Annotated in this window: 26 protein-coding genes and 1 pseudogene; 18 read left to right on the top strand and 9 right to left on the bottom strand. The window is 39.0% G+C overall.

Annotated features, from left to right (window positions below; genetic code table 11):
- Positions 1 to 137: 137 nt before the first annotated feature.
- The 5 genes from hemL to DY109_RS06465 all read left to right on the top strand — a co-directional run bounded on the left by hemL (position 138) and on the right by DY109_RS06465 (position 5587).
- Entirely contained in the window at positions 138 to 1430 is a 1293-nt protein-coding gene (gene hemL, locus DY109_RS06445; protein WP_023948894.1) for a glutamate-1-semialdehyde 2,1-aminomutase, read from the top strand.
- The gene (locus tag DY109_RS12030; RefSeq protein WP_023948896.1) at positions 1430 to 1972 is read left to right on the top strand and encodes an AtpZ/AtpI family protein; all 543 of its coding nucleotides are present in this window, start codon (positions 1430 to 1432) and stop codon (positions 1970 to 1972) included. The genes hemL and DY109_RS12030 overlap by 1 nt, the downstream gene beginning before the upstream one ends.
- Complete coding sequence (locus DY109_RS06455; protein ID WP_023948898.1) at positions 1973 to 2968, top strand: glycosyltransferase family 9 protein; 996 nt, start codon at positions 1973 to 1975, stop codon at positions 2966 to 2968. It begins immediately after the preceding gene.
- 153 nt (positions 2969 to 3121) lie between these two features.
- Positions 3122 to 4810: a dihydroxy-acid dehydratase gene (gene ilvD / locus DY109_RS06460; protein WP_023948900.1), complete on the top strand. Its 1689-nt coding sequence runs from the start codon at positions 3122 to 3124 to the stop codon at positions 4808 to 4810.
- 87 nt (positions 4811 to 4897) lie between these two features.
- Positions 4898 to 5587, top strand: a complete 690-nt coding sequence (locus tag DY109_RS06465) for a hypothetical protein (protein ID WP_023948902.1) — start codon at positions 4898 to 4900, stop codon at positions 5585 to 5587.
- A gap of 180 nt (positions 5588 to 5767) precedes the next feature.
- On the opposite strand, the gene DY109_RS06470 is transcribed toward DY109_RS06465, so the two are convergent.
- From DY109_RS06470 to gmhB, 4 genes are read right to left on the bottom strand one after another with little or no spacing between them, the layout of a single operon-like run.
- Complete coding sequence (locus DY109_RS06470) at positions 5768 to 6331, bottom strand: D-sedoheptulose 7-phosphate isomerase (protein ID WP_023948906.1); 564 nt, start codon at positions 6329 to 6331, stop codon at positions 5768 to 5770.
- A gap of 1 nt (position 6332) precedes the next feature.
- Positions 6333 to 7748, bottom strand: a complete 1416-nt coding sequence (gene rfaE1, locus DY109_RS06475) for a D-glycero-beta-D-manno-heptose-7-phosphate kinase (RefSeq protein ID WP_023948908.1) — start codon at positions 7746 to 7748, stop codon at positions 6333 to 6335.
- On the bottom strand, positions 7741 to 8793 hold the full coding sequence (gene rfaD, locus DY109_RS06480; protein ID WP_023948909.1) for an ADP-glyceromanno-heptose 6-epimerase: 1053 nt from the start codon (positions 8791 to 8793) through the stop codon (positions 7741 to 7743). Before rfaD ends, rfaE1 begins: the two co-directional genes overlap by 8 nt.
- A gap of 11 nt (positions 8794 to 8804) precedes the next feature.
- Positions 8805 to 9341 carry a D-glycero-beta-D-manno-heptose 1,7-bisphosphate 7-phosphatase gene (gene gmhB / locus DY109_RS06485; protein ID WP_034550039.1) on the bottom strand — a complete coding sequence of 179 codons (537 nt, stop codon included), beginning with the start codon at positions 9339 to 9341 and terminating at the stop codon, positions 8805 to 8807.
- A gap of 140 nt (positions 9342 to 9481) precedes the next feature.
- On the opposite strand from gmhB, the gene DY109_RS11495 reads away from it, so the two are divergent.
- The gene (locus DY109_RS11495) at positions 9482 to 9634 is read left to right on the top strand and encodes a hypothetical protein (protein WP_023948911.1); all 153 of its coding nucleotides are present in this window, start codon (positions 9482 to 9484) and stop codon (positions 9632 to 9634) included.
- 176 nt (positions 9635 to 9810) lie between these two features.
- Here DY109_RS11495 and DY109_RS06490 read toward each other — a convergent pair whose 3' ends face one another.
- From DY109_RS06490 to ribE, 3 genes are read right to left on the bottom strand one after another with little or no spacing between them, the layout of a single operon-like run.
- Positions 9811 to 10431 (bottom strand): C40 family peptidase, encoded by a 621-nt coding sequence (locus tag DY109_RS06490; RefSeq protein ID WP_244916660.1) that lies wholly within the window; start codon positions 10429 to 10431, stop codon positions 9811 to 9813.
- A gap of 29 nt (positions 10432 to 10460) precedes the next feature.
- Positions 10461 to 10733, bottom strand: a complete 273-nt coding sequence (locus tag DY109_RS06495) for an EscU/YscU/HrcU family type III secretion system export apparatus switch protein (protein WP_023948914.1) — start codon at positions 10731 to 10733, stop codon at positions 10461 to 10463.
- A gap of 52 nt (positions 10734 to 10785) precedes the next feature.
- Entirely contained in the window at positions 10786 to 11436 is a 651-nt protein-coding gene (gene ribE / locus DY109_RS06500) for a riboflavin synthase (RefSeq protein ID WP_023948916.1), read from the bottom strand.
- Positions 11437 to 11654: 218 nt separating this feature from the next.
- Between ribE and DY109_RS06505 the strand changes: the two genes are divergently transcribed.
- The 11 genes from DY109_RS06505 (at position 11655) to DY109_RS11500 (ending at position 20459) form a co-directional block, all read left to right on the top strand.
- Positions 11655 to 12452: a TatD family hydrolase gene (locus DY109_RS06505; protein WP_023948918.1), complete on the top strand. Its 798-nt coding sequence runs from the start codon at positions 11655 to 11657 to the stop codon at positions 12450 to 12452.
- A 40-nt stretch (positions 12453 to 12492) separates the two neighbouring features.
- Positions 12493 to 13593: a lytic transglycosylase domain-containing protein gene (locus tag DY109_RS06510; RefSeq protein WP_023948920.1), complete on the top strand. Its 1101-nt coding sequence runs from the start codon at positions 12493 to 12495 to the stop codon at positions 13591 to 13593.
- A gap of 235 nt (positions 13594 to 13828) precedes the next feature.
- Positions 13829 to 14803 carry a septal ring lytic transglycosylase RlpA family protein gene (locus DY109_RS06515; RefSeq protein WP_034550041.1) on the top strand — a complete coding sequence of 325 codons (975 nt, stop codon included), beginning with the start codon at positions 13829 to 13831 and terminating at the stop codon, positions 14801 to 14803.
- 12 nt (positions 14804 to 14815) lie between these two features.
- Positions 14816 to 15391, top strand: coding sequence for an imidazoleglycerol-phosphate dehydratase HisB (gene hisB, locus DY109_RS06520; RefSeq protein WP_023948925.1), 576 nt, complete (start codon positions 14816 to 14818; stop codon positions 15389 to 15391).
- Entirely contained in the window at positions 15388 to 15900 is a 513-nt protein-coding gene (locus DY109_RS06525) for a KdsC family phosphatase (RefSeq protein ID WP_023948927.1), read from the top strand. Before hisB ends, DY109_RS06525 begins: the two co-directional genes overlap by 4 nt.
- A complete protein-coding gene (locus DY109_RS06530) occupies positions 15887 to 16594 on the top strand; it encodes a hypothetical protein (protein WP_023948929.1) in 708 nt (235 codons plus the stop codon). Before DY109_RS06525 ends, DY109_RS06530 begins: the two co-directional genes overlap by 14 nt.
- A complete protein-coding gene (gene lptA / locus DY109_RS06535) occupies positions 16594 to 17160 on the top strand; it encodes a lipopolysaccharide transport periplasmic protein LptA (RefSeq protein WP_023948931.1) in 567 nt (188 codons plus the stop codon). Before DY109_RS06530 ends, lptA begins: the two co-directional genes overlap by 1 nt.
- Positions 17157 to 17951: a ribosome biogenesis GTP-binding protein YihA/YsxC gene (gene yihA, locus DY109_RS06540; RefSeq protein WP_023948933.1), complete on the top strand. Its 795-nt coding sequence runs from the start codon at positions 17157 to 17159 to the stop codon at positions 17949 to 17951. The genes lptA and yihA overlap by 4 nt, the downstream gene beginning before the upstream one ends.
- Before the next feature lie 19 nt (positions 17952 to 17970).
- Entirely contained in the window at positions 17971 to 18465 is a 495-nt protein-coding gene (locus tag DY109_RS06545; RefSeq protein ID WP_023948935.1) for a hypothetical protein, read from the top strand.
- The gene (gene mrdA, locus DY109_RS06550; RefSeq protein WP_023948937.1) at positions 18465 to 20255 is read left to right on the top strand and encodes a penicillin-binding protein 2; all 1791 of its coding nucleotides are present in this window, start codon (positions 18465 to 18467) and stop codon (positions 20253 to 20255) included. The genes DY109_RS06545 and mrdA overlap by 1 nt, the downstream gene beginning before the upstream one ends.
- Positions 20256 to 20306: 51 nt before the next feature.
- Positions 20307 to 20459 carry a hypothetical protein gene (locus DY109_RS11500; RefSeq protein WP_158413026.1) on the top strand — a complete coding sequence of 51 codons (153 nt, stop codon included), beginning with the start codon at positions 20307 to 20309 and terminating at the stop codon, positions 20457 to 20459.
- A gap of 59 nt (positions 20460 to 20518) precedes the next feature.
- Here the strand turns inward: DY109_RS11500 and DY109_RS06555 are convergent, their stop codons facing one another.
- A complete protein-coding gene (locus DY109_RS06555) occupies positions 20519 to 21688 on the bottom strand; it encodes an outer membrane family protein (protein ID WP_112058549.1) in 1170 nt (389 codons plus the stop codon).
- A gap of 286 nt (positions 21689 to 21974) precedes the next feature.
- Here DY109_RS06555 and DY109_RS06560 point away from each other — a divergent pair.
- A pseudogene (locus DY109_RS06560) lies at positions 21975 to 22975 on the top strand (CapA family protein).
- A gap of 242 nt (positions 22976 to 23217) precedes the next feature.
- Here the strand turns inward: DY109_RS06560 and DY109_RS06565 are convergent.
- Positions 23218 to 24834, bottom strand: coding sequence for a tetraacyldisaccharide 4'-kinase (locus DY109_RS06565; RefSeq protein ID WP_023948949.1), 1617 nt, complete (start codon positions 24832 to 24834; stop codon positions 23218 to 23220).
- Between the last annotated feature and the right edge of the window lie 17 nt (positions 24835 to 24851).

Below are 24851 nucleotides of genomic sequence, written 5' to 3' on the forward strand. Positions count from 1 at the left end.
TTATAGAGCGCAATTCTTTAATCTAGTGTTTTTCTAGCTTTTAGATGGTTTGGGATTTTTATTTTAAATTTTAAAAACAGCCCTAGAATTTTATCAGAATCTCGCTTATTCAGAATTTACAAACAAAAGGACATCAAATGCGCAATATACTTCATAGTATCAATAGCTTCAATGAAGCAAAGCAAGTCATTCCGGGCGGGGTGAATTCTCCTGTGAGGGCATTTAAAAGCGTAGGAGGCACGCCTCTTTTTATCCAAAGAGGTGAGGGGTATAAGATTTTTGATATTGATGAAAATGAATATATCGATTTTGTGCAGAGCTGGGGACCGCTGATTTTTGGGCATTGTGATAAAGATATAGAATCTTGTGTGCTTAGCGCACTTCAATGTGGGCTTAGCTTTGGTGCGCCAACAGCAAGAGAGACAGCCCTTATCAAAGAAATTTTGCCTTGTTATCATGGCATTGAAAAAATGCGACTTGTCAATTCCGGCACAGAAGCGACAATGAGTGCTATACGATTAGCAAGGGCGTTTAGCAAAAAAGATGATATTATCAAATTTGATGGCTGCTATCATGGACATAGCGATGCATTGCTTGTGAGTGCTGGGAGCGGGTGCGCGACTTTTGGCACGCCTAGCTCGCCGGGCATTCCAAATGACATAAGCAAGCACACTTTGGTAGCGCGATATAATGATATAGATTCTGTGAGAGAGTGCATGCAGGCAAGTGGGAATGTCGCGTGTATTATCATTGAGCCTATTGCTGGCAATATGGGGCTTGTGCCGGCGGATAAAGAGTTTTTGCTCTCTCTTCGTGAATTATGCGACAAACATCATATCGTGCTGATTCTTGATGAGGTGATGAGCGGGTTTCGAGCGGGGCTTAATGGCGTGCAAAGCTTTGTGGAGATTGAGGCGGATTTGGCGACATTTGGGAAGGTTATCGGCGGGGGAATGCCACTAGCAGCCTTTGGTGGCAAGCAAGAAATCATGGATATGCTTTCACCCGAAGGTGGCGTATATCAAGCAGGCACACTAAGCGGGAATCCAATCGCAACAGCCGCTGGTTTGGTGACTTTGTGCAAAATCAAAAATACCCCAAATCTTTATACGCGACTTGAGCAGTTGGCGCATTTTTTGGTTAATGGCTTACAAAGCATTGCGCATAGGCATAATATCGCTTTGCAAACGAGCGTGCGAGGCAGTATGTTTGGGTTTTTCTTCAATCAAAATCAAGTAAAAAATTTTGATGATGCCAAAAAGTCTGATACACAGCTTTTTGCACGCTTTCATCAAGAAATGCTAAGACGCGGGGTGTATTTTGCATGCTCGCAGTTTGAGACTGGGTTTATTTGCACTCCTATGGATAAGGGCGTGATTGAAAGAGTGCTTGAATGCGCAGATGAAAGCTTTGCAGCTATCAAAAAATAATGAAAAAATTCTCTCAACATTCACAAAACTTGCAAGATTCTCAAAATACACACAATATACCAAATCCTAAGAGTGATTTAGAGCAAGATAAGCAAGATAAGCTACTTTTAGAAGTAGCAGAATCTAGCGAGGTAGAATCTAGTCAAGATTTATCTCTTGCAACATCTCCTACGACATCTTCTGCAACTTCAGCGAGTGTGGATTTCAAAGATTCTCAAGATGCTCAACACAAAGATTCTCATCGTAGGCAAAGAATGCAAAAAATCATTCATGGTGCGTATGATTTGAGTTTGGGGATTTCAATCGTTGTGGCTATTTTGCTAGGTGTGGGGATTGGGTTTTTGCTTTGGAAGGCGTTTGAGAGTCAGTGGTTGCTATTTTTGGGGATTTTTTGGGGGGTTGCAGCAGCAGGGCTTAATATCTACAAAGCCTATAAACGCACCAAAAAAGAGCTTGATATGCTTGCCAAAGATCCCAAATACAACTACAAAAAGCCAGAAGAATCTAGCGATGATAGCGATGAATGGAGTTGGGAGAAATAAATGACAATTGGGTTTATATTGTTTCATCGTGGCATTGGAGATTATTGCGTTGCGTTTAAGGCATTGTATTTGATGAAGCACATATATGGAGCAAGGATTGTGGTATTTGGCAATAAAGCGGTATGCAATCTTTTGGAATATGCTTCATATATCGATCAATGCGAGGACATCGGGGAGCTTAATCAAAAAAGTGTAGAGTGCATTAATTCATACCATTGTGATTGTGCTATTTTGGTGCAAGCACGATCAAAATCTATCAAAGCACTAGAATCTAGCAATATCAAAAAAGTTATTACACCACTTAAATTGCGATCGCTTATCTCACCAAAATGTCGCACTTCTATATGGCTTTTTTTACGACATAGAATGATAAGTATGACAGATGTGATGTGTGAATTAGCGCGGTATATCAATCCTAAGCTCTATGATAAACATATCGCTGAGATTAAGATTCCAGCTAAGCTTATATCCACAGCCCCAAAGCATAAGAAGGCTATTAGTGAGTTTTTAACGACAAATTGCCCTAATCGAGAATTTGTCATTATTAATCCTTTCAGTGTTTCTGCTTTTAGTTCGCTTTCTTTAGAGGGGTTTTTGGAGTTGATAGAGCGATTTGAGAAGCGATTTAGCAAGTATGTACCATTAGTTATCACTTATCCTGCGGTGCATACGCAGTTTATGCAGAATCTAAAAGATTCAAAGCGATCTTTTTCCTCACTTGTTGTGTTTGAAAACAATGATGATCTGCTCTATCTTGTCGAGATGGTAGATCGTGCAAAATGTGTAATCAGCCCTAGCACAGGCGTAATTCACATCGCTTCATGTTTGCATATCCCAACTATCGGGCTTTTTTCAAAACGCGATATAGTGCATTGGGGGACATTAGATAAATGTTATGTAGAGATTCCAAAGCCATTATCTACGATAAACAAGCAAGAAGAAGAAATAATAATCGAGGAGACTTTAAGGGTATTTGGTGAATGTTGTGCAAAATAATCAAGCAATAAAAATTAGCCATAAAACTTAGCATATCAAGTCTAAGAAGTCTTTTTAATCACACAAATCTATGCCAAAAATCCAGATTTTGGCTATAATTTCTCATATTTTAGGGTTTATAAGATACAAAATAAGCACAATCAAGGATCAATAATGCGAAGTGATATTATCAAAGTTGGGGCGCAAAAAGCACCACATAGAAGTCTTTTGCGTGGAGTTGGACTCAAAGATGAGGATTTCAAAAAGCCTTTTATAGGGATTGCAAATAGTCATATTGACATCATTCCAGGGCATTATTTTTTGGCAGAATATGGCAGAATCATCAAAGAAGAAATCCAAAAAGCCGGTGGTGTGGCATTTGAGTTTAATACCATTGGTGTTGATGATGGGATCGCTATGGGTCATCAAGGTATGCTTTATTCGCTTCCAAGTCGCGAGCTCATCGCTGATAGCATTGAGACGGTGATGAATGCTCATAGTCTTGATGCGCTCATTTGCATTCCAAACTGCGATAAAATCACGCCCGGAATGGTTATGGGGGCATTGCGAGTTAATGTGCCGACAATTTTTGTCAGTGGCGGTCCTATGAAAGCAGGCACTATGCATGATGGCTCAAGGATTGGATTATCACAAGTATTTGAGGCTGTCGGTGCGTTTGAAGCGCACAAAATCGATGAGCAAAAGTTGTATGAGTTTGAATGCCAAGCATGCCCTAGTGGCGGAAGTTGTAGCGGAATGTTTACTGCAAACTCGATGAATACGCTTTGTGAAGCAATGGGTATAGCACTGCCTGGAAATGGCACAATCCCAGCACTCACAGAGCAACGAGAAAAGCTATTGCGCACAGCAGCGCGAAGGATCGTGCAAATCGCACTAGATTCTGCGCTCACAGAGCAGTTTAGACTCAAAAACATACTCAACAAAAACGCCATTCATAACGCATTTGTCGTAGATATGGCAATGGGTGGAAGCACAAATACGGTTTTGCATATGCTTGCAATCGCCAAAGAAGCGGAGGTTGAATTTGATCTCAAACACATCAATGAAATCGCCAAAAATGTCGCACATCTAACCAAAATCGCCCCTGCTGTCGATAATGTCTATATGGAGGACATCAATAATGCCGGCGGTGTGAGCGCAGTAATGAATGAAATCCACTCGCAAAATAACGCGCTAATAGATAATCTCACAATCACAGGCGAGAGGCTATATCAGAGAATCCAAAATGCCAAAATCAAAGACACACAAGTCATTCACCCCAAAGACAAAGCTTTTTCGCAAACTGGTGGCTTAAAAATTTTATTTGGCAATATCGCTAAAGATGGCGCAGTGATAAAAGTCGGCGCAATGGCTGAAGGTATGAAAGATTTTGTTGGCAAGGCGGTTGTGTTTGATTCGCAAGAGCAGGCGATTAAGGGGATTTCAAAAGGTGAGGTTAAGGCTGGGGCTGTTGTTGTGATCCGCTATGAAGGACCAAAAGGAGGACCCGGAATGCCTGAAATGCTAAGCCCGACAAGTCTTATTATGGGAATGGGATTGGGAGAATCTGTCGCGCTCATCACTGATGGAAGATTTAGCGGGGCGACAAGAGGAGCGTGTATCGGGCATATCAGTCCTGAAGCGGCTGAAGGTGGCGAAATCGCGCTGATAGAAAACGGCGATGAGATTCGTATCAATATCAATGAGGGGGTTTTAGAGCTTCTTGTAGATTCTGCGACTTTGCAAGAAAGACGCGCCAAATGGCAACCCATCAAAAAACATATCACAAGTAAATGGCTCAAACGTTATTCATTGCTTGTCAGCAATGCCACAAATGGAGCGGTTCTTAAAACAGAATTATAAATTGAGTGAAGCATTTACTTTTTGGTTTTAGACTAAGCCAAAAGATTAATATATCTTTCGTGATTTTTAGTGCTTCAAGGAGTAATGATGAAAAATATTTTTGTTGCTATGGTGTTTGGGGCTCTTTTTGGGGGGTTGCTAGCTGGCTGTGCGAAATTTGAGATTCTGCCACAAAATATCACGCTTTATTCAAAAGGTGTGAAAATCATTCAATCACAAAAGCAAGATTCTAAAGTCCAGCTCGAAATCGCCCAAAGAGATACGTTAGATGATTTGCTTGTGTTTTATGTCTCCGCACAGCTTAATTCACCCAAAGCGATACTTTTTAGCACCGATAATGTGCGGGCGTCTTTTGATAATCAAGCACTAAAAATCTATACATACAAGGAAATAGCAGAATCTGATTATAATTTTATCGATATATTGCAAGATTATAATATTCCCACGCCAACGCCATCAGCAGGCTCTTCTATGGCATATAATATCGCGCCATTTTATTATTATGCATATCCGGGTTTTATGTATTTTTCGCCGATGTTAAGCCCATTTTATATTAATAATTCTCAAGACATAGCCTTTAGGCAAGAAAAGCGAGGCGCGCTTAAGGTTTTGCTTATGAATTATTTGCGTGAAAGCACATTAAGCCACGAGATAAGCGCGCAGGGCGGATTTGTAGCTATTTCTAAAAAGCAAATCAAAAAAGATGGATTATTAAAACTTGAAGTGCAAATCAATCACGATATACACACTTTTGCAATCGATATGAAAAGTTTTTAGCAATTACAAAATAAGTTATAGCCAAATTGCTATTTTACTCAGCATTTCAAATCACTAAAAATAATTAAATGGCAAAAATTAATCGCCAAAAGCCAAATCACAAAACGCTTATAGCTTTGGCAATATCGTTAGTGTTTGTCGTGGAATGCGATATTGGAGTGATATCAACAATGTTTATTATTAATATGTAGCCTCAATCAATCCACACAGAATATGGATAACCAAAATATGAGCTTCTTGGATTCTGGGTGTATGATTGCTTGGGATCACAAGATTAAGATCGCAAACCTCATTCATACTTCCACCGCCCTTTCCGCTTAGCCCCATACAAAAGCAGCCGATTTTTTTGCCCTCTTTGAAAGCATTAAGCACATTTGGCGAATTACCACTTGTCGAGATTCCAAATAGCACATCACCACAATTTGCGATCGCTTGCACTTGGCGAGAAAACACAAACTCAAATCCATAATCATTGCCAATAGCACTCATGGCTGAAGTATCTGTTGAGATTGCGATTCCGGGCAGTGCGACTCGCTCTTTTTTGTATCGCCCGCTTAGCTCTGCTGCGAAGTGTTGCGCATCAGCGGCACTTCCACCATTGCCAAATAAAATAACTCTATTTCTTTTTTCTAATGTCTGGCTTAGAATCTTTGCAGCTTGCGCAATGTTAGATTCTAGTAATTCTTTTGTTTTGCTTAGGATTTGGATACTTTCTTGTATCTCAGAATCTATAAAATCCTTCATCTTAGCTCCTTATTTTTTCTATGATTTTTGTGCTTGATTTGCCCTCGATGAAATCTACCAATTTAACTTCTTTTGCAAACTCACTTCCAGCAATAGCCTTTCCTTGATAATCACTTCCTTTGACAAGCACATCGGGAGCGATGAGGCGCACAAGATCGCGTGGCGTCTCTTCATCAAATATCACGATATAATCCACACATTCAAGTGCCGATAAAATCGCTGCTCTGTCGTCTTGCGAATTGATAGGGCGAGATTCTCCTTTGAGCTTTTTGACTGAGCTATCGCTATTTAGCCCGATGATGAGTATATCGCCAAGCTCTTTTGCTTTTTGAAGGTATTCAATATGCCCGCGATGCAAAATATCAAAACAGCCATTTGTAAAGATGATTTTATGCTCCCTTAATGAAGGTAACAAAGTCTCTAGCTCTGCATGTTGCAGAATCTTAGAATTTGCATACGCGCCATTATGCAAAAAGCTTATGATCTCACTCAAAGTCGCCGTAGCGCTTCCGACTTTACCTACGACCACAGCTGCTGCGGCATTAGCAAAAGTTGTCGCCTTAAAAATATCAAGCCCGCTACTTAGCCCAAATGCAAGAGCAGCGATCACCGTATCACCCGCACCTGTTACATCATACACTTCTTGAGAAATCGTTGGAGATTTGATGAGCTTTTTTTTACTATCCAAAATAGCGATTCCATCTTCGCTTAAAGTTACTAAGCAAATCTCTAAATTGCACATTTTTTTGATTTTAAGCATAGCTTCTTTGAGGCTTTCATCATCTTTGATTTGGATTTGTGTGGCTTGCATTGCTTCTGTTTTGTTTGGGGTGAGCAGTGTGGCGTTTTTGTATTTGGTATAATCACTTCCCTTTGGATCGACAAGGATAAATTTATTTTCGCTTCTTGCAAGGTTTATGATTTCTTTTGTCAAATCATCTCGCAAAACGCCCTTTGCATAATCAGACAATATAATCGCATCAAAAGTATTCATCTTGTATGAAAGCATCGAGAGAATCTCATTTTTGAGCTCATCATCAATGTGGTTATTATCCTCCCTATCGACACGCAAAACTTGCTGATTTGCGACTAAGATTCTGCTTTTTTGGGTTGTCGGACGCTTTTTGATAGGCACAACAAACCCAACATCAATACACAATCTATCAAGCTCGCTTATAAGCCATTTTCCCATATCATCATCACCGATGACTCCGCATATACTCACTTTTGCGCCAAGACAGCTTAGATTTGCAGCGACATTGCATGCACCGCCAAGTCGATTGCTCTCGTTTTTGATATTGACAACTTGCACAGGAGCTTCGGGTGATATGCGATCGCATTTTCCCCATACATAATGATCAACCATCAAATCTCCGATTACGAGAATCTTTGGTTGTTTGGTATTAAAATTAAACATCTGTGCTCCTTGAGTTATTTTCTTTATTTTGTGACTTGCTGTCGTGATTTATCTGGTGGCAAAACTCTTTATTAAAAATTGCTTTGATTTCAGGTATATAGGCTTTTATGCCTTTTTCGAGGCTAAATTGTGGTTTGTAGCCCAAATCACTTTGCGTAGAGGCAATATCAGCTTCTGTGTGCGTTTGAAAAAATTGATATGGATTTTTGATATATGAGACTTCAAAATCCCCAAGCTCTTGTTTGAGGATTGATACAATGTCATTATAGCTTCGCGACAAGCCATAGCCGACATTGTAGATTCCGCCTTTTGTAGCTTGCATAGCAGCGACATTTGCAGCCACGACATCATCGATATAGACAAAATCCCTTTTTTGCTCGCCAAATTCAAACAACTTAATATGCTTATCTTTGAGGGCTTGAAGTCCTAATTGCAAAATCATCGAGGCGGTTTTGCCTTTGTAAAACTCTCTTTGCCCATATACATTAAAATACCGCAAGCCAACGATTGGCAGATTTTCATTGCTCTCTAAAATCTTACGCACACTCATATCCATAGCAAGCTTTGAGAATCCATAAATATTCTCCGGCTCTTCCCCAAAACCTACTTTATTTGGTGCTTGCGTATTGCCATAAGTGCCAGCAGATGAGGCATAAATCATTCTGGCATTTTTTTTGAGCGTGATATGCAAAAGCTCCAAAAACGCGTGGTGGTTGGTTTGGATCATTAGTTTTTGGTTTGTTGCTGTTGTGTCAGAAATCGCTGCTTGATGAAAGACATAATCAAAATGTATATTTTCTAGCACCTCCAAGCCATCATTTATATCAAGTGCCAAAATATCGCCCTTAAAGCCGATAAGATTTTTGAAATGCCCTAGAGATGTGGGGTTTCCACTTGGAAAGTGTGTGCCATCTCGAAATTTATCAAGCACGATTACATGTGTGTTTTTGTGGTTGTTTTGAAAGTAAAACGCAAGTGAGCTTCCGATAAATCCAGCACCACCTGTGATGAGAATTGTTTTTCCGTCTAAATGTAAATGACTCATGTCTATCCTTTTTAAGTTGTTAAAATCCTCTCCATAACTTCGCGCACTTCGCTAATCTGCGTAACAATATGCAAATGATCTAGCCCTTGTATCGTGCTTCCTGCTTGTTTGCCTACAAGGATTTTGTGCTTGATTCCGGCATTTTGCCCAGCTTGCACATCGCTTATTTTATCGCCTATAATAAAACATTGGCTTAAATCAAGATGATAATCTTTTTTGGCTTGCTCTATCATACTGATTTTTGGCTTACGACATTGGCAGTCAGATTCTGGGTGGTGCGGACAAAAATAAATACTATCAAATCCAAATTTGAGGGTTTTTTTGAGCTCTTGTTGCATATATGAGGTGATAGATTTAAAATCCTCAATACTATAATACCCCCTGCCGATGCCACTTTGGTTGGTTACAATGATGAGCAAAAATCCTTTTTGTTTGCAATATTGCAATAGCTCAAAAATCCCCGCGACAAATTCGAAATCCTTTTGCTGATACACATAGCCAAAGTCCTTATTGACAACACCATCTCTATCAAAAAAAACAGCCTTCATTGATGATTGATACTCCATTTTGGTAGAGATTTTAATTGTAAGCATCTCTTGATAAAAATTCAATGTAGAATTCTAACCTAAAATACTGCAAATACATTGAAAATTTTAAAATTTGAGAATAATTTTTTGCTATTGTGGTTTTGTCATTTTTAAGTATTAGCGCGGTAATTCAAAAAAGAGTCGCTATTGCGAGCAAGGTTTGCCTGCGTGGCAATCCAGAATCTACTTTGCCTCTTTTTGTCATTGCGGTATTTGCAAACTTTACATTTTTGGATTCTGCATTTTTTACTTAATGTATTTTCTGGATTCTTCGGCAAGCCTTAGAATGACGAAAGGTTGTTTTGTAGTGAAGTGGCACGAAGTAGATTCTATGGATTGCCACGCAGTTTTACAACTGCTCGCAATGACGATTTATTTTTGGCTGTCGCTTAAGAATGAAAACTCTCATTGTGAAATCTATTTTACAAATTTACAAATACCGCACGGCTTTTTTGAATATTTTTTTCCAATACGAGTTTGAAAGATTGGCGATTTTTGCCCCACCTTTTGTGGATAAATGCATAAAATCCCCATTTTCTAAATAAATACCGACATGATAGTCATGCTCGCCACGACCTGTTTTGAAAAACAATAAATCCCCTGCCATGAGCTTTGATGTGGAGGTGTGCTTTCCACCGATTGTTTTGCCTTTATCCATTTGGGTGATTGTCGTGCGCGGAAGCGAGAGATTAAAACTCTCATTAAAAACGCTCATCACAAATCCGCTACAATCAGCTCCTTTTTTGGTCGTGCCGCCTGATACATAAGGGGTGTGCTGCCATTTTGTTTGCTGTGTGAGTAGGATTTGTAGGGTTTTGTCGTTGGAGTAATGCTTTGTAGGGCTTTGTTTTGAGGTGTTTGATGATTTTAGAGATTGTGATGTGGTAGATTTTGAGGTGGATTCTGATTTGGAATTAGTGTGCGTGCTTGTGTGGGGGTTAGCGTTTGTGTATGAGGCAAGCCTTGCTTCTTTGTTGAAGTTTTGGATAAAGCAACCTCCAAGCGCAAATCCAATGACTACAAGCATACAAAGATGATAATAATGTTTCATTGCTTGTCCTTTTATCTTTTTGTCATTCTTTATAGGCTTAATTGCTCGTTTTTCTCAAGGCGATTGAGCCATACAAACACTTCAACCACTGCTTCATAGAGCTCAACTGGAATCTGATCATTTATCTCTACATTGATAAGCATATCTACTAATTGCGCATTCACAAACAATGGAATGTCTAAATCCTTTGCCTTTTGGATAATCTTTTGTGCTATTGCGCCTTTGCCACTTGCTATGACTTCTGGAGCTTTGTTTGTAGCGGGGTCATACGCGAGTGCGACAGCTTTTTTTGTCTGATTCATTTTGTGCCTCTTTGATTTTTGCGCTATTTATAGTTTCTTATGCTTTTATGCCTTAATAACGCATAAGAATCTCATCAATCTCACTCCATTTAGCTATGTTTGTGGTGCTATGTGGCACATTTGGATTGGCTTGTAGTGATTCTTTTTTGCTAAGTATATGCGCTACGCTTCGGACGATCATATCTGTTTCGATATTGACTCGGCGACCGATTGTGTAAGTGTGAAAAAGCGTGTGATTAAAAGTGTGGGGAATAATCGTTAAAAAAAAGCTCTCATCTCTAACATCAGAGATTGTTAGGCTTACGCCATCGATTGTGATTGAGCCTTGCGGAATGGCAAGTAAAAGCGTCTGTTTTGGGGCTAGGATTTCAAAGTGGATTTGGTTGACGTGCTTTTTGATTGATTTTATCGTGCCGATTGCATCGATATGCCCTTGCACAAAATGCCCATCAAGCCTAGAATTTGCAAGCAATGCCGGCTCTATATGCACCATACCTTGATAATTTTCAATCGCGACTTTTTGGCTTGAATGCTTTGATATTTCAAGGCAAAACCCTTGAGAATCTAGCGCGATAACCGTTAAGCACATTCCATTTACTGCGATACTGTCGCCTATCTCTGGCGTATAAGAGCAATCAAGCGAGAGGATATTATTTTGCAATGCCCTCACTTTAGCTATTTCTCGAATTAATCCGCTAAACATTGAATCCTAACCTTAAATCCTAACTTTTGATAAAGAATAATTTTATATAATGCGATTGTAGCTTGATGCCTTAAACTTGTAATTTTAACATAAAAAATTATCTCTATAAGGAAAATCAAAACATTTGAGAGAAATCAAATAGAGGAATCGAAAAGCCCTAAAATCTAAAAACAAAAAATAAAAATCGCAAGAAGTGCCAATGACATAGAGGACATAGAATGAAAAACACACCAAATCACACAAGAGACATAACTTTTATTGATACGCATTGCCATTTAGATGATGAGCGATATATTCATGATTTAGATTTTGTGATAGATAATGCGCGAAGTTTGGGCGTAGCGCAAATAATCATTCCTGCGGCAAATCCCGATACACTAGAGCGTGCTAAAAATATCGCAAACAAATATGAAAACATTTATTTTGCGTGCGGAATCCACCCTTGCGATATTGACAATGACAAAGATTATTTGCAATTTATCGATGACAAAAAATGTGTCGCCATAGGTGAGTGTGGGCTTGATTATTATCATTTGGCGCATTTAGATTCTGCCAAAAAAGAGCAGCAAAAACAGCGACAAAAAGAATCATTTATCACACAAATCAAGCTCTCCATAAAGCACAACCTTCCACTGATAGTGCATATCCGCGAAGCAAGCAATGATGCGTATGAGATTTTGAGTGAGTTTAAAGAGGCTAGGGGAGTGTTGCATTGTTATAATGCTGATAGAATCTTGCTTCAATTAAGCGATAGATTCTGCTATGGAATCGGCGGTGTAGCGACATTTAAAAACGCAAGGCGATTACTTGAAGCACTGCCTTTGATCCCAAAAGATAGAATCGTGCTTGAGACAGACGCGCCATATCTCACGCCTCACCCGCATAGAGGCGAGCGCAATACACCTGAATTTATCCCGCTTATCGCGCAAAGAGTCGCGGAGATTTTGGAGGTGGATATTCAAGATTTTGCGGATTGTGCGACACGAAATGCAAAAAATTTGTTTGCTTTAAGTTAGGATTGAGTATAATCTAACCTTTTATTTCAAGGGGGCATATTTGAAACAAAAAATATTTCTTTTGACAAGCCTTATATTTTTAAGCACTGCTCGGGCAGATTCTGGCGGATTTAATATCGATAATTTTAATGTCTCAACACTGCATTCTTTTGGCATTGGTGTGGAGTTTTTGCCAAAGCTTAAGACAAGCACGATTTTGTATGCTGATAATACAAACACAAGGTGGGCGTATTTTGTCAATCAATTTGACTCAAGTTATGAATTTATCCCTATCATCAGATCAATGATCGCTCAAGCTGGAATCCCGCAAGAATTTTTATTTTTGGCAATGGTAGAATCTGGATTCTCCGCTCGCGCATATAGCAAGAAAAAAGCTGTGGGTATTTGGCAGTTGATGCCATTTACTGCTAAGGATTTGGGCTTGCAGATTAATGATTATATCGATGAGCGCAGAGATCCCATCAGAAGCACGCAAGCAGCGATAAAATATCTACAATATCTCTATAACTCCACAGGCGAATGGTATCTTGCTGCTATGGCGTATAATTGCGGCTTGGGGCGATTGCAAAAAGCCATAGCAAAGGCTGGAAGTAGCGATCTTGAAGTCTTGCTTGATGAGGAGAAAAAATATTTGCCTTCTGAGACACGCCAATATATCCGCTCAATTTTGAGTATGTCATTGGCGTTTAATGATGTGCGTAAGCTTCAGGGTGTAGATAGAGAATATCTGCTAAATCGCGGGGCTATGGATACGCTTGTCGAAGTGCCTATCCGTGGCGGAACGCTTCTGGCAAATATCGCTGTGGGGGCTGGAATGAGCCTAGAAGATCTCAAAAAATACAATCGCCATATCATTTATAATTTTCTTCCGCCAAATGCTCGCGAATACGCGGTGTATATTCCTTATGAAAGGCTTGCGTATTTTAAGCAAAACTTTGATGCAAATGTGATTCCAAAGTCTGTTTTTGTGCTTCACACTGTCAAAAAAGGAGAATCTCTAGCCTCTATCGCCAAGCATTATAAAATCACCATTCAAGAGATAAAGCTCACTAATAGCCTCCATAAACCGCTTATTTTTGCAAATCAAAAATTAGTCATTCCAATTATCCGAAAAGATTCGCAAAAATTAGCACAGAAATGATGTGGGGCAATATGAGGCAATGTAAGTTAAATGTTAGAGAATCCAAATGAGCGTAGAATCTAAAAGCAACAATCTTAAAAGTAGAATCAAAGGGCAAAGTCAAAGACACAGAATCTAAAACATAAAACAGAATCTAAAGGCACGAAATACAAAATGAGGGCAAAATAAGGACAAACAACAAAACAAATATAAAAAATACAAAAAGGCGCAAAATAAAAAGGTGTAAGGCATAGCGATGAGATATTTAAAACTTTTTTCTGTATGTATTTTGGGGATTGTTTTTGCAAGCTGTGCGAATGAAAGCGTGTATCGTGGCGGTATTGGGGCGTTTAGTGATTATGATTCGCTCAATTTGTATCGCTCTGTTGGCAAAGCTCAAGGCTATCAGCCTCAATCTTTTAGCGGAGATGTGTTTGAGAGTCGCGATATATTTGACAATATAGGCAAAAATTTTGGTGCGAGCAATGCGCCTATTGATTCTTTTAGTGGTGGAAGTGCATCTTTGATGGCGGGAATGAGGGATTCTGAAGCGATACAGCGAGCGACTATGAAGCCTTATCAAATCGCTGGCAAGTGGTATTATCCTACGAGGGTAAATGTCGGCGAAACATTTGATGGGATCGCAAGCTGGTATGGTCCAAACTTTCACTCCAAAGCTACTTCAAATGGCGAAACTTACAATATGCACGCTCACACTGCCGCAAGCAAAACACTTCCTATGAATACGATTGTCAAAGTGCTTAATAAAGAAAATGGCAAAACCACTATCGTGCGTATCAATGATAGGGGTCCATTTGTCGAGGGGCGCATTATTGATCTCTCAAATGTCGCTGCAAAAGATATTGATATGGTCGGAAATGGCACTGCAAAGGTAAGAATCGAGGTAATCGGCTTTGGTGGCGTTGTCGATAAAAACTATCAAAACTCACTGCAAATCTCTTCAGAAGAAATCCAAGATGAGTTTGAGGTTGGCGAGAGCAAAGAGAGCGTTCAAGGCGGTGTATTTTCGCTTCAAGTTGGGGTATTCCGACAAAAAAGTGGTGCAGAATCTACAAAACAAACATACCAATCGCGTGCTAAAGGGTATAATATTTTTATTAAAGAAGAAGATGGCTTGTATAGGGTATTTGTGCAAGGATTCAAAAGTGAAGATGAAGCGCAAGACTTTGCGAAATCAAATGCCCTCACTCCAATTATAATCAGAGAATAAAGGATACTAAATATGAAAGAATTGCAACGAAATACAAAAGAAACGCAAATCACTGCGAGCTTAGAAATTTATGGCAGTGGCAAAAATGACATCACAACGGGCATAGGGTTTTTTACCCATATGCTTGAGGCTTTTAGTAAGCACGCGCTTTTTGATCTTCATCTTGTATGCAATGGCGATTTGGAAGTGGATTATCATCATAGCGTGGAGGATTGTGGGATTGTGATAGGCTCACTACTGAAGCAAAGTATTTATCCTATTGAGGGGATTGAGCGATTTGGCAATGGCGCAGTTGTCATGGACGAGGCGTGCGTGGAATGCGATATTGATGTGAGTAATCGAGCGTTTTTGGTGTTTGATATGGGGGATTTTGGAGGGAAAATAGGTAATTTTGATGTGGAGCTTGTGGAGGAGTGGTTTCGAGCGGTGTGCTTTAATGCGAATTTGAGCGTGCATGTTTATGCCAAACGAGGCAAAAATCTACATCATCTCACAGAAGCAGCATTCAAAGCCTTTGGACTTGCATTGCGAAGGGCATTGACAAAAAATCCACGCGTTTTGATTCCAAGCACAAAGGGTTGTTTATGATAAAGCTTTTACTTTTAGATGTTGATGGGACGCTTACAGATGGCAAAATCATTTTTCTTGAGTCAGAGGGAAGGGCGTATGAGGGCAAAAGTTTTAATATTCAAGATGGGCTTGGGATTGTAACTTGGCTTAAAATGGGTAGAGAAATTGCAATCATTTCAGGACGAGAATCTAAAAGCGTCCAAATGCGCGCAAAAGATTTGGGGATAACGCGCGTTTTTATGGGTGTTGGTGATAAGTCAAATATCGCTCGCAATATCATCTCTGGCTTAGGACTCAAAAAAGAAGAGGTCGCATGTATCGGTGATGATTTGAATGATTTGGGAATGTTTAAAGAAGCAGGGCTTAGATTTGCGCCAAGTAGTGCAAATGCCTATCTCAAGCAAAAAGCGGATTTTGTGCTGAATCACGCTGGTGGTGATGGTGCGGTGCGAGAGATGATAGATTTTATCATCAACAAAAGCCAAGATGATCTCAAGGAATTTTTGTCGTTTTATGAAGCACACTAGAATCTACACATTTTTTTCACCTTTTTTGTCAATTTGCTCGCTTAGCTATGCGTTGCATTGGTTTTTTGGGGTGCTTTTGGTGCTGATTGTGCTTTTTTTGGTCGCTTTCACAAAAGACACGCAAGCTATTTTATTGCAGCAATCTCAAATGCCACTTATGGAGTTTCACAACTTTAATATTTATGAGGTGAATACATCATTTGTGCAGACAAATGTCAAGGGCAAAAAAGCCTTGCGCTATCAAGAATATGAAGTGGCGTATGATATGGTGATGAGCAAGATAAGCGACAAAAAAACAAATGACAAAAAACAACCTTTTATCGAATATATGTATGGCGAGGAGATTACAAAAGTCGGCGATGTGTATAGCTTCCACAAAGGTGGCGTATATGCGCGAGATGATGGACAGAGCTTTTGGAGTGAAAAAGGCATATACAATACACAAGATTCTATCTTTAGAGGTAGCGGGAAGTTTTGGCTTATGAATCTAAGTGGCGAAATGAATGGGCTAAATATCATCTATAATCAGAATCTACAAACCATGCAAGCAGAGAGTATCCAAGCTAAAATTAATCTTGCTTCTGCAAAACAAGATTCTACACATCAAGACTTTACACATCAAGATTCTGGGCGAGAACAAAAAAGCGCACAAGATAAACAAACAACACAACAGAAGCAAACACAGGAGATATGATGAGAATTTTTGCAAAAATGATGAGATTTGGTGTGAGTGTGGCATTTTTTTGCTCTGTGGCTTTTGGTGATGAGCTTCATATCGATGCCAAAAAAGTATATACAGATGAAAAAAAAGGCACAATCACTGCGGAGGGAGAAGTGCATATCACCAAAGACAAAGATATTCTTGATGCAGACAAAGTGATAATTTATTCAGATTCTAACCGCAAACCATTTAAATTTGAGGCAATCGAAAATGTCAGATTTGACTTATTTACGCAGGATAATCGCGAGCTCAAAGGCAAATGTGATAAATTGATTTATTGGATCGAAAAAGAAGAATACCACCTCATCGGCAGGGTAGAAGTCCAAGAAGTTGGCAAGCCAAATTTCATCAAAGGTGAGCGCGTAGTGCTTAATCGCCAAAATGGCTTTGCAAATGTCGAGAGTGCCAAAGATGAGCCTGTGCGCGTGATTATCGACCTTAATGATGTCCAAAAAGATAAGTCAGATGATTTGACAGATAATGCCACAAAAAGCACCGACACAAAAGATACTTCTAGCACAGACAAAGAGGCGCAATGATCAAAGTCAAAAATGCCAAATTTATCACATCAGCAAGTCGCATCACGCAAGCACCGCCACCGATTTTGAGCGAGGTTGTGTTTATGGGGAGGAGCAATGTTGGCAAAAGCACATTGATTAATACGATTTTAGATTCTAATCTCGCCAAAAGCTCATCGACACCGGGCAAAACAAGGCTTATTAATTTTTTTGAAACTTGTTGGGAAGATATGCAAACCAACCAGAATCTAACTTTTAATATCATCGATTTGCCCGGGATCGGATATGCCAAAGTCAGCAAAGCAGAAATGGAGCAATGGAAAAAAAGCTTGTGGGAATTTATCACCAAGCGAAGCAATATTAAGCTTTTTATTCATTTGATTGATTCAAGGCATTTGGGCTTAGAGATAGATGAGAATCTCTACAATGTGCTTGAGTCATTTTTGCGTAATGATCAAAATATTTTGCGCGTTTTTACCAAGGCTGACAAACTCAAAAAAAACGAACTTGCCAAACTTTATCAAAAAAACGGCGTGATTATGGGAAATAAAGAAGGAGAAATCCGCCCCCAAAATGGAGGCAAAAACACATTGCGAGCGCACATTTTTCAAGCTATTTTGCATACACAAAGCCCTTTGCAAAACCTTTCACAAAATAATCTCCAACAAAGTCATTTGCAAAATGATTCACAAAAAAAATTGCAAGATTTGCACCAAGATTTACCCCAAAATAAGCCACAAATTAAAAGTCAAAAAAATAGCGCGCAAGAAGAGTTACAAAATCTTTTGTGCTCATCTTTATCATTATCTTAGTATTATCATAGGAGAGATTGTGTATTTTTCGAAAAAAACCAAAAAAACCTCAAGAGAAATCTTACAAATCTTTGTGTTTTGTTTGTTGTATTTTTTGTATGCGGCATGTTATGGAGTTTTTTTAGTGTTGCCACCATTGCTTGGCACGCTTTTTGTTGTATTTTCAGATGTTTATGAGAAGCGCGATACAAATGCAGTCATTGGTGTTGTGCTTTGTCTTATTCTTTTTGAAGCGATAAATCAGCTTCCGCTAGGGATTTTGCCTATTATGTTTTTGTGTGTGCAGTGCTTTGTAATCAAAAAATTCAATATTATGTTTGGTTATAGTGTGTTTTTTGTGTTTTGGTATGTTGGCATTGTCTATTTTGCGTATTTTTTGGTGATTTATATCATCAAAATGTTTGGCTCAGGTTTGGGCTTTAGTCTGAATTTTATTTTTGTGTATTATTGGATTGTTGAGTCGATTTTGGGGCTTTTGTATGAAAAATTCCAAAGCAGACCAAAGGCATTGTGATGAAAAATTTCACTATCCAATACAAAATCGTAATTTGTATTTTTGTCATTGTGTGGGTTTTGCTCCTTTTTAAGCTCTTTGTTATCACGATAAAATGGCATGATCATTACGAAAAAGTCGCAGAGCGCAATTCATTCAAACAAGAAGTTTTGGTGCCAGCAAGAGGACATATTTTTGATAGACAAAATACACTACTTGCGGTAAATCAGATATTTTTTAGTATTTATTTATCTCCATTGCTAAGTGATGAAAAGCTTGAAAATGTAGCGCAGATTATTGTAGAGCATATCAATAACCAAGACAAACAAAAAATCATTGAAACTTACAAAAAGCAAAACTCCGCTTATAATCACGATATAATCAAGGTTGTTGATTATGTAGATTCTGATGAAATACAGAATCAATACACTTTGCTAACCCAGCAAGATGATATTTTTATCAAGCCAACATTTAAGAGATTCTACCCAAATAACGAGCTTGCTTCGCATATCATCGGCTATGTCGGCGCAGCAGATAAAAATGATGTTTTTTATGATCCTGTGAGTAAATACACAACAATCATCGGCAAAGAAGGAATCGAGAAGCAATATAATACGATTTTACAAGGGCAATTAGGCTTTCGAAATAGTATCGTTAATGCCTACAATCAAAAAGTCTCTCAAGGCGAGGAGTTTAAACCACAAGTCCAAAACGACATTATGCTAACAATAGATTCTCGATTGCAGCAGGCTATCGATAGAGAATACGTCGATAAAAATGGAGCTGTTGTTGTGATGGATGTCCATAATGGCGAGATTCTCGCAGCAGGCAGCTATCCAGAATACAATCTCAATGATTTTGTTGGGGGGATTAGCGTAGCGAAGTGGAATGCGCTCACAGATAATACCTTTACCCCACTTATCAATCGCTTTGTCAATGGGCAATATCCACCCGGATCTGTTATAAAAATGGGCGTGGCGATGTCAATCCTTGAGTATGGCGACATCAATGAATACACCAAAATAGACACGCCAGAATCTGTAAAGATAGGGGATTGGTATTTTCGGGATTGGAAAGTCGGGGGACACGGGCAAACAGATATGTTTAAGGCGATTAGAGAATCCGTAGATGTGTATTTTTACAAACTCTCACAAGTTGTTGGGATTGACAATATGGCAAAAGTGCTTGCGCAAATGGGATTTGGGCAAAAAACAGGCATTGATTTTCCGCGAGAATCCGCAGGGATTTTGCCTACTCCAAATTGGAAAGCAAGACGTTATGGGCAATTATGGTTTGCAGGCGATACCGTGCAGACTTCAATAGGGCAGGGATCATTTCTTGCAACTCCTATGCAAATCGTTCGTTATACGGGGCTTTTGGCTTCAGGCAAGCTTCCGACACCGCATTTTCTCAAAAAGCAAAATGACGAAGAAGTGTTTTTTGAGCCAGAAGATGTGCTTAATGACTTTCAAAAATCAAAACTTTGGGTGCTCCAAAAAGGTATGATTGAGGCTTGTAATGCGACAGGTGGCACAGGGACAAGAAGAGTGTATAGCGCAAAAGTAAAAATTGCTTGCAAAACAGGGACAGCGCAAGTTGTGTCGATTCCGCAAGAGACAAAAAAGCGACTTAAAGAAAGTGAAATGGCTTATTTTTATCGATCTCATGCTTGGTTTACTGGGTTTGTGCCTGCTGATAAGCCCAAATACGCGGTTACAATTCTCATCGAGCATGGGCAAAGTGGCGGAAATGGCGGTCCTATAATGGTAGCGATTACAAATGAGTTATATAGGCTTGGGTATTTGAAGTAGATTTGTTTTATGGTGATTTTGTATGGAATCTAGATTCTAAAAGTAGGTTCTATGGATTGCCACGACTTTTTGCAAAGTCTCGCAATGACAAATCCGCCTTGTCATTGCGAGGACGATAGGACGAAGCAATCTAGTCAAAAAAAGATTGCCACAGTCCTAAGAGGCTTTGCAATGACGACAAGGGACAAGGGCGACAGATTCTAGTAGATTCTATGCAAACACAAGCGAGCGTAAAAAATCTAGATTTTGACAAGTCTTAATGATTAGAAACTATACTCCACATAGCCCCTAAAAATCATATAATCTTTGCCGCCAAATCGGCTTGGGGCGTCAGCTTTGTTATCCATACCAATGGCAGCAAGCCCCATTCTAATATTTGGAATAGGCATAATATCTACCTTGCCTTCCCAATTTAAGACATTTCGTCCATTGATAAAACTTATACGAAACGCCCCATACGCGGTAACATAATTCCAAAAGTTAGCTGACACAAACGCGTATGGCGTTGTGGAGTTATAATAAAAAATCCCATCACTTCGCTCAAAGGGCGTATGCTGACCAAATGCATCGATATAAGTCGCACCACCTGCAGGCACATTTACGATCCCGCCACCAAACCGAAAACCCGCCAAGTCCGCACTACCTTCAAGCCATATGATTCCACCACCATTATTATTGAGAGCTTTTCTTTGCTCATTAAGCTCGACATAGGACATAAGGTGGATAAGGGCGTGCAAGGAGATTTTGTTATTGATTGGAATACTAAGATCGCCCTTCAAGCCGGGTGCGATGAAAAAATCCGGAACAAGATACACATAAGGCGTGATGACAAGAGGTGCTTGAGGTATAGTGATTTCGGCTTTGAAATTAAACGCTCCTCCTGTCCATTTTGCGTTGATATAGCTTCCAAAGACTTCAAAATTTCGACTAAAATAATTTGTGATATACGCGTTGCGTAACGCCCATGCAAAAGACAATCTGATATTATTAAATCGATCATAGTTTGCGCTTAAGCCCTCAGAGTAGTTTGTCATCCATTCTTCATTGATTCTATATCTTCCGACTGTGCCTCCAAATTTTTCGTATTGGTTGTAATAATCTGCATAAAGCTGTGGCATATCAAAATACATTTGTCCTCTGGTAAAATCACCCTTATTGCCCTCATAGAGCTTTGGGATAAGCCATGCTTCAGCTCCAAATTTATAGCCCATATATCGCCTTGATTCATAGCCTAGGCTTAGATTAATATCACCATATGTTGGAGAATCTTTGATTGATTGTTGAAACAAAAGTCCAGCATGCCCATACACTAAGCCTCTTTTGAATGCATCTGCAAATGAGTTTGCAGGCGCGTCATTGAGCTTTGTTGGCTGATTTGCTCCATACAGCATTAATGCTACGCTTACAAAAACGAAGATAAGCTTCCTTAGCATTCCAATATCCTTATTTGAAGTTTCATACTATGCCAGCAAAAACAATACCATTATTTTGTTTTTTAGAAAATTTTTAATAGAATCTATCATTTTTAAATGCAAAGAAGTGAGGAGTGGAGATGAAAATATTATTTTTGTGTTTGTATTGCTTATGGTTAGTTTGTATGGAGATAATTTGCAAGAGAATACATCTGCTAATGTCACCAAAACTAATTTAAAAACTAAATCCACAAAACCTATCCAAACTCATTCTAGCCACCAAAAGCCTCAAACGCTCTCTATCATTATGGCAGGAGATGCCCTGCTTCATACAAACGTGTATAAAGACGCCCAAATCGCACCCACAACCTCACAGCTAGATTCTAGTGTGCTAGATTCCAAGATAGATTCTAAATTAGATTCTGCCAAAAAGACATCAGAATCTAAAATACCAGAATCTAAGACATCAAAAACTTTTGCGCCAGATTCTCATATAATGGATTCTCACATATCAGATTTTAGCACGATAGAATCTGATCTATCTATAAGATATGATTTTGACAAAATGTTTGTTTGTATCGCGCCCATCATCAAACACTATGATTTAACGTTTTATAATCAAGAGACGATTTTGGTGGGCAAAGAGCTTGGGTTAAGCTCATATCCTATGTTTAATTCACCTCAAGAATTTGGAGATACGATGCTAAAGCTAGGATTTAATCTCATCTCTGCCAATAATCACACGCTTAATAAAGGCGAGAGAGGGGTTGTATCAATGCTTGAGTATTGGCATAAGCAGCAGACAAAATATCTAGAGCTCTATATTGCAGGAAGTTATCAGAGCTTTGAAGATCGCAATACACCAAAGATTTTTGAAAAAAATGGCATAACTTATGCGATGCTTGCTTATACTTATGGCATAAATGGCATTATGCTTCCACTTGGCAAGGAATATCTCGTCAATGTCTATACAAAGCAAATGCTTCAATCAGATATAGAATCTATCCGCCCAAAAGTGGATTTGCTTATCGTTTCTATGCATTGGGGGATTGAGTATGAGTTCGCGCCAAGTGAGGAACAAAAAATATCGCCAAAATGCTCGCTTCTTTGGGTGTGGATCTTATCATCGGCAATCACCCACATGTCATTCAGCCTATTGAGTGGATAGATCATACCCTTGTAGTGTATTCGTTAGGAAATTTTATATCAGGGCAAAAAGGCACAAACAAACGCATAGGAATACTTGCTTCTGTAAAAGTTGAGAAAAAACATGGAGCATCAAACTTCATAAGCCAAGAGCTGATTTGATTTATACATATTATGATGAAAATATGAAAAATTTTGTGGTTTATCCTTTTTCTAAGCTCAATAACACATTGCTACCAAATTATAAAAGTATCTACAAAGAATATCTCAACATCATCAAATCAAAATCTATTCACATTGGCTTGTAAGCTTTAAGTGATTAGGCTTTAAACGTGTTAAGCTTGATCGCAAGAGCGCAGAATCTAGTGCGAAAAACAAACAAAAATAAGGCAAAACCATAAAAACTATGGTGCAAAAGTGAGTGTAGCAGATTTGTATTTTTGGTAGAAGTTTGGGGCTAAAGTCTTATAAAAATACTCCTCACCCTTTGAAGTAAGCCTCATAAAAATAGAATCTAGATTCCATGTTTTTGGGTTGTCAAAATCTATCGCGTGAGATTCTATTTTAGATTCTATCTTGGAATTTATCTTAGATTTTGGCACACTAGATTCTAGCGCGCGAGAATCTAAATCCCCCATAATGCGTGATTTTTGCATAAAGATTTGATGATAAAAAAAATGATCGCGAAAATAAATCCACACTTGTTGTTGCAATGGCAAGCTTAAAAGCGTTGGCAGGCTTGGTTGTGATTGTGTAGAATCTTTTGTGAGATTGGTATCACAAAAGCAAATATCAATATATCCGCTCAAAAATAGCGACCCAAACATTTCAATCATCTCCGCATCATAAGAAAATGCAAGCTCTAAGTCATTTTTGTATGGAAAGCAAAGCTCGCTACTTTTAAGCCAAAAGCTTTTTAGATTCTGCAAAATAAGGTATTCCAAAACCTCCAAAATCTCTAACTTGCTTGCTTGCGGATACAAACTCAAAAACAAATCAATCACATTATGCGCAGGACTTGCACCGACAAAAATCGCACCGCCTTTGTGATGAAGCATCTGCATTGTCGCAGGCTTGATAAATTTAAGCACATAAAGCTTGATATACTCTCGTATGCGAACATTTATGTATAATTCAAGATTCATAATACTAAGCTTAAAGCCAAAATGTTCAAGCTTGACTTCATCTTTTTGTGTAGTCAGTATGGAAGTGGCTTTGGTGCTTGTAAGCAGAGAGTTAATGTGCTGTTTATTAAAATCGCTATGGTCTTTTAAACAAATTTCTTTTGTGATGTGATGTGTGATGTGTGGTGGCAGAAATTGCTTGAGTCTTTGGGGGTTGGCAATGGCAGTAAGGAGGAGCATTTTTGGTGTTTGGTTTGTGATTGTAACGATTCTAAAAAAATCCCGCTCTTCTTGTAGAATCTTTGCGAGCGGATTTGCTTGGAAAGTGTGGTAGAGTGCTGGATTCTCGCGATATATACCACTAGGCAAACAAAAATCAAAATATGGCTTTTCTTTAGGGCGCAAGATAAAATCTAGCTTTGCAAATCCAAACCTTAAACCATCATCTAAAAGTATGATTTGTGCTCCGGATTTTATCGCCTCTTTGATTGCAAACTCTCGATTTTTGCAGACAAGCACACTTATGTCTTTACAACTTTTTGCGATCAAATATGGCTCATCGCCACTTTTTTTGACATCACAGAGTATGTCTCCATTTTTGCTTACCCATACAAGCCCTGTGCTTTTTCTTTTGTAGCCTCTTGAGATGACGCATATTTCGCCATATTGGCATTCTGAAAGAAAATTCGCTATATGGATTAAAAACGGCGTTTTGCCACTTCCGCCTGCGATGAGATTGCCAACAGAAATAATAGGAATCCCAAAATCTTGCTTCTTTGCCAATCTCCGCTTCAAAGTCGCTATCAGACAATAGCACACGCTAAATGGCAACAAACACACACTTAGTGCTTTTTGCCATACATTTGGCTTATAAAAATACCTATACCAAAAATCCATTTATGCTCTTTTTTGCG

Origin of the sequence: Helicobacter fennelliae (assembly GCF_900451005.1) — a bacterium.
GTDB classification, from domain to species: domain Bacteria; phylum Campylobacterota; class Campylobacteria; order Campylobacterales; family Helicobacteraceae; genus Helicobacter_B; species Helicobacter_B fennelliae.

What these genes read in the sequence shown, in the direction of transcription:
- DY109_RS12030 (WP_023948896.1), top strand. Translation starts at nt 1,430, where the DNA reads ATGAAAAAATTCTCTCAACATTCACAAAACTTGCAAGATTCTCAAAAT.
- DY109_RS06505 (WP_023948918.1), top strand. Translation starts at nt 11,655, where the DNA reads ATGAAAAACACACCAAATCACACAAGAGACATAACTTTTATTGATACG.
- gmhB (WP_034550039.1), bottom strand. Translation starts at nt 9,341, where the DNA reads ATGAAGGCTGTTTTTTTTGATAGAGATGGTGTTGTCAATAAGGACTTT.
- rfaE1 (WP_023948908.1), bottom strand. Translation starts at nt 7,748, where the DNA reads ATGTTTAATTTTAATACCAAACAACCAAAGATTCTCGTAATCGGAGAT.
- DY109_RS06525 (WP_023948927.1), top strand. Translation starts at nt 15,388, where the DNA reads ATGATAAAGCTTTTACTTTTAGATGTTGATGGGACGCTTACAGATGGC.
- DY109_RS06515 (WP_034550041.1), top strand. Translation starts at nt 13,829, where the DNA reads ATGAGATATTTAAAACTTTTTTCTGTATGTATTTTGGGGATTGTTTTT.
- DY109_RS06555 (WP_112058549.1), bottom strand. Translation starts at nt 21,688, where the DNA reads ATGCTAAGGAAGCTTATCTTCGTTTTTGTAAGCGTAGCATTAATGCTG.
- lptA (WP_023948931.1), top strand. Translation starts at nt 16,594, where the DNA reads ATGAGAATTTTTGCAAAAATGATGAGATTTGGTGTGAGTGTGGCATTT.
- yihA (WP_023948933.1), top strand. Translation starts at nt 17,157, where the DNA reads ATGATCAAAGTCAAAAATGCCAAATTTATCACATCAGCAAGTCGCATC.
- DY109_RS06530 (WP_023948929.1), top strand. Translation starts at nt 15,887, where the DNA reads ATGAAGCACACTAGAATCTACACATTTTTTTCACCTTTTTTGTCAATT.
- DY109_RS11500 (WP_158413026.1), top strand. Translation starts at nt 20,307, where the DNA reads ATGGATTGCCACGACTTTTTGCAAAGTCTCGCAATGACAAATCCGCCT.
- ribE (WP_023948916.1), bottom strand. Translation starts at nt 11,436, where the DNA reads ATGTTTAGCGGATTAATTCGAGAAATAGCTAAAGTGAGGGCATTGCAA.
- hisB (WP_023948925.1), top strand. Translation starts at nt 14,816, where the DNA reads ATGAAAGAATTGCAACGAAATACAAAAGAAACGCAAATCACTGCGAGC.
- ilvD (WP_023948900.1), top strand. Translation starts at nt 3,122, where the DNA reads ATGCGAAGTGATATTATCAAAGTTGGGGCGCAAAAAGCACCACATAGA.
- rfaD (WP_023948909.1), bottom strand. Translation starts at nt 8,793, where the DNA reads ATGAGTCATTTACATTTAGACGGAAAAACAATTCTCATCACAGGTGGT.
- DY109_RS06455 (WP_023948898.1), top strand. Translation starts at nt 1,973, where the DNA reads ATGACAATTGGGTTTATATTGTTTCATCGTGGCATTGGAGATTATTGC.
- DY109_RS06565 (WP_023948949.1), bottom strand. Translation starts at nt 24,834, where the DNA reads ATGGATTTTTGGTATAGGTATTTTTATAAGCCAAATGTATGGCAAAAA.
- mrdA (WP_023948937.1), top strand. Translation starts at nt 18,465, where the DNA reads ATGAAAAATTTCACTATCCAATACAAAATCGTAATTTGTATTTTTGTC.
- hemL (WP_023948894.1), top strand. Translation starts at nt 138, where the DNA reads ATGCGCAATATACTTCATAGTATCAATAGCTTCAATGAAGCAAAGCAA.
- DY109_RS06495 (WP_023948914.1), bottom strand. Translation starts at nt 10,733, where the DNA reads ATGAATCAGACAAAAAAAGCTGTCGCACTCGCGTATGACCCCGCTACA.
- DY109_RS06465 (WP_023948902.1), top strand. Translation starts at nt 4,898, where the DNA reads ATGAAAAATATTTTTGTTGCTATGGTGTTTGGGGCTCTTTTTGGGGGG.
- DY109_RS06490 (WP_244916660.1), bottom strand. Translation starts at nt 10,431, where the DNA reads ATGAAACATTATTATCATCTTTGTATGCTTGTAGTCATTGGATTTGCG.
- DY109_RS06470 (WP_023948906.1), bottom strand. Translation starts at nt 6,331, where the DNA reads ATGAAGGATTTTATAGATTCTGAGATACAAGAAAGTATCCAAATCCTA.